The following is a 4,214-nucleotide window of genomic DNA, read 5'->3' as shown; positions in this document are numbered from 1 at the left end:
TGTTCAAGGTCCGTGTGCGGTATCGGGCCGGGTACGGATGGCTCGCAGTGACGGCTTCCCTGTTCAATATCCGTGTGCGGTATCAAGCCGGTAACGGACGGCTCGCGATGACGGTACTCTTCCATGATTTGGGGCATCGCGCTGGAGTCATGTAAATCAAAGCGTTGCCAGCGCGCCGCGCACCTCGCCCACCGACAGGATTTCCGACAGCACCACGGGCGCATGTCCGTTTTGGTAAAGCACATACACCGGCACGCCGTTGCGCCCTAACTGCGCCAGCGCGGCGGTAATTGTTGGGTCGCGGCGCGTCCAGTCGGCGCGCAGCAGCGTGACTTTGCGCTCAGCGAAGTCGGCCAGCACCTCATCGTTGGCGAGTGTGGCATTCTTGTTGTACTGGCAGGTCACGCACCAGGCCGCGGTGAAATCGACAAACACTGGTGCGCCCGAGGCCAGCGCCTGCTCCACCTTGCCCGGCGTCCAGGGTTGCCACAGCGCTGTGCTGGCCGTGGTGCCGAAGTTTTCCAGAGGTTTGGTGACATTGTGGCCAATGGATCCCAGCAAAAACGCCAGCGCCGCGCCCGACAGCGTTGCCATCACCACGCGGCTGCGGCCCTGCAAGCCCAACGCCCAGATCACCAGCGCCAGGCTCAGCAGCAGCGCCAGCAGGGCGGCGGCGCCGTCGATGCCGCTTTGCTGGCCCAACACCCAGACCAGCCAGACCACGGTGGCAAACATGGGGAAGGCCATGGCATGGCGGAAGGTGTTCATCCAGGCCCCCGGACGCGGCAATTGGCGCGCCAGTGCTGGCGACCAGCTGGCCGCCAGATAGGGCAGCGCCATGCCAATTCCCAACATGGCAAAAATCGCCAGCGCTTGCCCTGCGGGCAGCGCCAGCGCCAAGCCCAACGAAGCGCCCATGAAGGGCGCGGTGCAGGGCGATGCGATCACCACCGCCAGAATGCCCGACAAGAAGGCATTCACCGACGGGTTTTTGGCCTCCAGTGTGGCCACGCTGCTGGGCACGAACTGGCTAAATTCGAACAAGCCTGCCAGATTGAGCCCGATCACGGTGAACAGCACCGCCAACGCCGCCACCACGGCGGGCGACTGCAGCTGAAAGCCCCAGCCCAGTTGCTCGCCGGCACTGCGCAGCGCCAGCATCAGCGCACCCAGCGCGACAAACGACAGCACCACGCCCGCGCTGTAGGCCAGCCCGCCGACGCGCTGGCGGCGCTGGTTGGTGCCATGCCGCGCAAAGCCCACCACCTTGATGGCCAACACCGGAAACACGCAGGGCATCAGGTTCAGAATCATGCCGCCCAGCAAGGCACCCAGCAGCGCGAGCCAGAGTGAAGTGGGCAGGCTCAACGGGGCATTGGCGGACGGGCCGAGCCCTGTCGGGTTCAGTGCTGTGTTGGTCGCACCCGCCACCGCCGTGGGCGCATCAGCGGGCCATTCGCCGCTCACCTTGGCCTGGGTGACAAAGCCCAGACGTTCACGGCCCACTTGTCCGGCCAGCACCAGCGGCATCACCTCCGGGCTGCCGGCGCGGTGCTGCGCCATGGGGACAGCGGCGGTCCAGACGGCGCCCTGCCAGCTTTGTGTCCATTGGCCCGCAGTCTCGATGATTTCAGGTGTTTCCGGGAAAAATTCGAGGGTTTTGCCGTGCAGGCTGACTGGCAGGCCGGCCACGGACACGTTCAAGGTGTGACCGGCAAGGCTAATACTGCTGGCTTGCGCAAGGGCGACCGGCTGCGCCTTGAAGGCGGCATCAAAGGCTGCGGCGTTGCTGGCGGTGGAGCTCTTGAGCGGCAGGCGCAGCACAAAAGTGCCGTCTTGCGGCACGCACTCGAGCTTGCACACCAGCCAGTTGGCCTGCAGTTTCACTTCAAGTTCTGGATTTAAAACAGAGGCTTTGAAATCCGGCGTGATGGTCAGTGGCACCGGCAACAAAATAGTGCCGTCATAGCCGTAGTTGGCCAGGTTGCCAATCGGAATCTTGACCGGCAGCGGCCAGGCGATGTCGCCGGCGAGCACACCGGCAGGCAGTGTCCAGCTGAGCGAGGTGGCCAGGCCGGAGTCGCCCGAATTTTTCCAGTAGGTATGCCATTCGGGCTGGTGCTTGAGTTGCAGGCCGACCCAGACCGTCTTGCCGGGCTCGATGCCGTCAGGCGCATGGGCCATCAGCTCGGCTTGCACCTGCTCGGTGGTGACCGTATTCTTGACAATTTCCTGCGCTCGGGCCCCTGTGGCCAGCGCACAAAAAGCGATGAAGAACAGGGCCGCGAACGACGGCAGCAGGCGTTTGAGGTGGGTCATGGCGTGGTAGGAGACGTGGCAGGTCGTGAAGTTCCGCAGGTGGCTGCGGCGCCTCAATCCTGTGTGTCGTTGGCCGGGAACAGGGAGGTCTGTTCAGCCGGTTTGGCGAAGACCGGCGGGAGTTTGGTCGGCGCCTTGATGCGCAACTGCTTGTTGACATTCATGCGGCCGAACACCACTTCGATGTCAGCCGCTGTCACGCCAAAAAGCGGTGCCAGAAAGCGCACCATGTGGTCGGTGGCACGCCCGGCCACGGGCGCGGCGCAGACGCTGACCTTGAGCTGTTTGCCGTAAGGTTTGCCAATGGCATTCTTGCTGGCGCTGGGTTTGCCCAGAATGTTGACCACCAGCACATCGCCATCCCAGGCGAAGAAGGAGTCACCGGTGAGGTTGCGGGCGCGTTTTTGAGACATGGGGTGATGATACTGACCTGCATCAGGCAGCCACCAGGGGCTACCAGGAGCGCACGCGCCCGGTGTCGATATGGACAAACTGGTCGCGCGGGTAATAACCCACGCCGCCAGCTTTCAGCGACAGGGCCGCGTCGCGCAGCTCGGCCAGTGGCACGCCGGGCAGGCGGATGTCGATGGCCTTGCCCTCCATGTGCAGGCTGCGCTTGGCCACGCCGCCGCCGCGCGTGTTGCGCAACCGGGCATTGGTGAGCGGGCCGCGGTAGCCCGAAATGATTTGATACGACAGCGGCACCTGGCTGCCCAGCAGCTGGCGCACGTTGTGCAGCAGGTCGAACAACTGCGGGTCGATCTGGCCGACCTCGCCCGAGTAATGGTCACGCAGGAAATGGTTCAGCGAGCCCAGCGCCTGCGGCACATAGTGATCGCCGCTGGCGTACACCAGGTCGATGCGTTCGTGCGTGTGGGTGTGGTCGAGCATCAGGCTGCGAACACCGGGCACGGCTGCCCGCGCTGACCGGCCAGCCAGTCCCAGTGCGCCGCCGAGCAGCATGGCTTGTGCGCAGCGATGTAAAAAAAACCGGCGCGAGGGCTGAAGGGGAAACAGTATCTGGTGTGTCATGGGACCGCATTTTAAGGAGGTTCGTCCGGGTAATTTGTGGGTAGATTTTGACAGATCATTGTGTATTTCCCCGGCTGCTCAGAAGAGCCGCCCTCGTCGACAAGCCACCGCTCGCCGTTTGGAACCTTCAGCGCGCTAGCGCTTTCCAACAGCCGTTGAAATAGAAATCACCCTGAACAGCCAATCCACTAACACCAGCCCGGTGGTGTGCGTGGCCTACCCCAGATTGCTATGGCCGTGAGCAGCCAGGAATCGGTTGAGTTTTTTGCAAGTCGAATCAAACGAGCGCTGCTCCTGCTGCGAGAAGCCACCATGGATCAGCGGCCCTTCGTCGTTGGCGATAGCCTGGCTGATCAAATCTGCAACTGCTCGCTTTCTGAGCTTGGGCGTGTCATTGATGTCGCGAATGATTTCGCCCCCCGAGCAACCACAAGTTGTCGCGGTGCAGGTTGCGGGTCTTACGCGTCAGACCTTGGGCCAGCGGATCCAGCAGAAATGGCGTGAACACGGCAACGATCTGCTCGCCCGGGATAACGTCACGCTCCTCGCCACACCAACTTGGTGCCCAAATCGCCAAATCCGGGCAGTAGCTGGCTAGGTCTGGCGTGGCTACGATAGGGGCCAATTTTTCCTTGAGTTTTCTTGGCATGCGTTTGATCTCGCTACTGAACCAGTGTTACCACTTTCCCGGCTTCGTCTACGTCATCGCGCGTCTGAACAAGTCCGCCAACAGTATCGAAGTCGAGGTGCGCGAACGAAGCAACTCCAAGGGGAAATGCTCCATCTGTCACACATCGGCGCCGACCTACGATCATTTGACGGTGAGGCGCTTCGAGTTCGTGCCATTCTGGGGTTTCGTGGTT

General features: G+C 62.6%; 4 protein-coding genes and 1 pseudogene. 1 reads left to right on the top strand and 4 read right to left on the bottom strand.

The features are described 5' to 3' along the window. Positions 1–156: 156 nt before the first annotated feature. From IBX54_RS13165 to IBX54_RS13150, 4 genes are all read right to left on the bottom strand, one after another. A complete protein-coding gene (locus IBX54_RS13165; protein ID WP_296543111.1) occupies positions 157–2,319 on the bottom strand; it encodes a thioredoxin family protein in 2,163 nt (720 codons plus the stop codon). A 53-nt stretch (positions 2,320–2,372) separates the two neighbouring features. Then, positions 2,373–2,732: a DUF167 family protein gene (locus IBX54_RS13160; protein ID WP_296543110.1), complete on the bottom strand. Its 360-nt coding sequence runs from the start codon at positions 2,730–2,732 to the stop codon at positions 2,373–2,375. Positions 2,733–2,772: 40 nt separating this feature from the next. Further along, positions 2,773–3,282, bottom strand: coding sequence for a DUF882 domain-containing protein (locus IBX54_RS13155; protein WP_296543112.1), 510 nt, complete (start codon positions 3,280–3,282; stop codon positions 2,773–2,775). A 460-nt stretch (positions 3,283–3,742) separates the two neighbouring features. Further along, a complete protein-coding gene (locus IBX54_RS13150) occupies positions 3,743–4,000 on the bottom strand; it encodes a hypothetical protein (protein WP_296543109.1) in 258 nt (85 codons plus the stop codon). Here IBX54_RS13150 and IBX54_RS13145 point away from each other — a divergent pair. After that, a pseudogene (locus tag IBX54_RS13145) lies at positions 3,999–4,214 on the top strand (ISL3 family transposase); the annotation flags it as partial. The gene IBX54_RS13150 and the pseudogene IBX54_RS13145 overlap by 2 nt on opposite strands.

The organism is Rhodoferax sp., assembly GCF_014859475.1.
Taxonomy (GTDB): Bacteria; Pseudomonadota; Gammaproteobacteria; order Burkholderiales; family Burkholderiaceae_C; genus Rhodoferax.
Note: the sequence above shows the minus strand (reverse complement) of the source record. Positions and strands in the feature narration are given on the sequence as shown.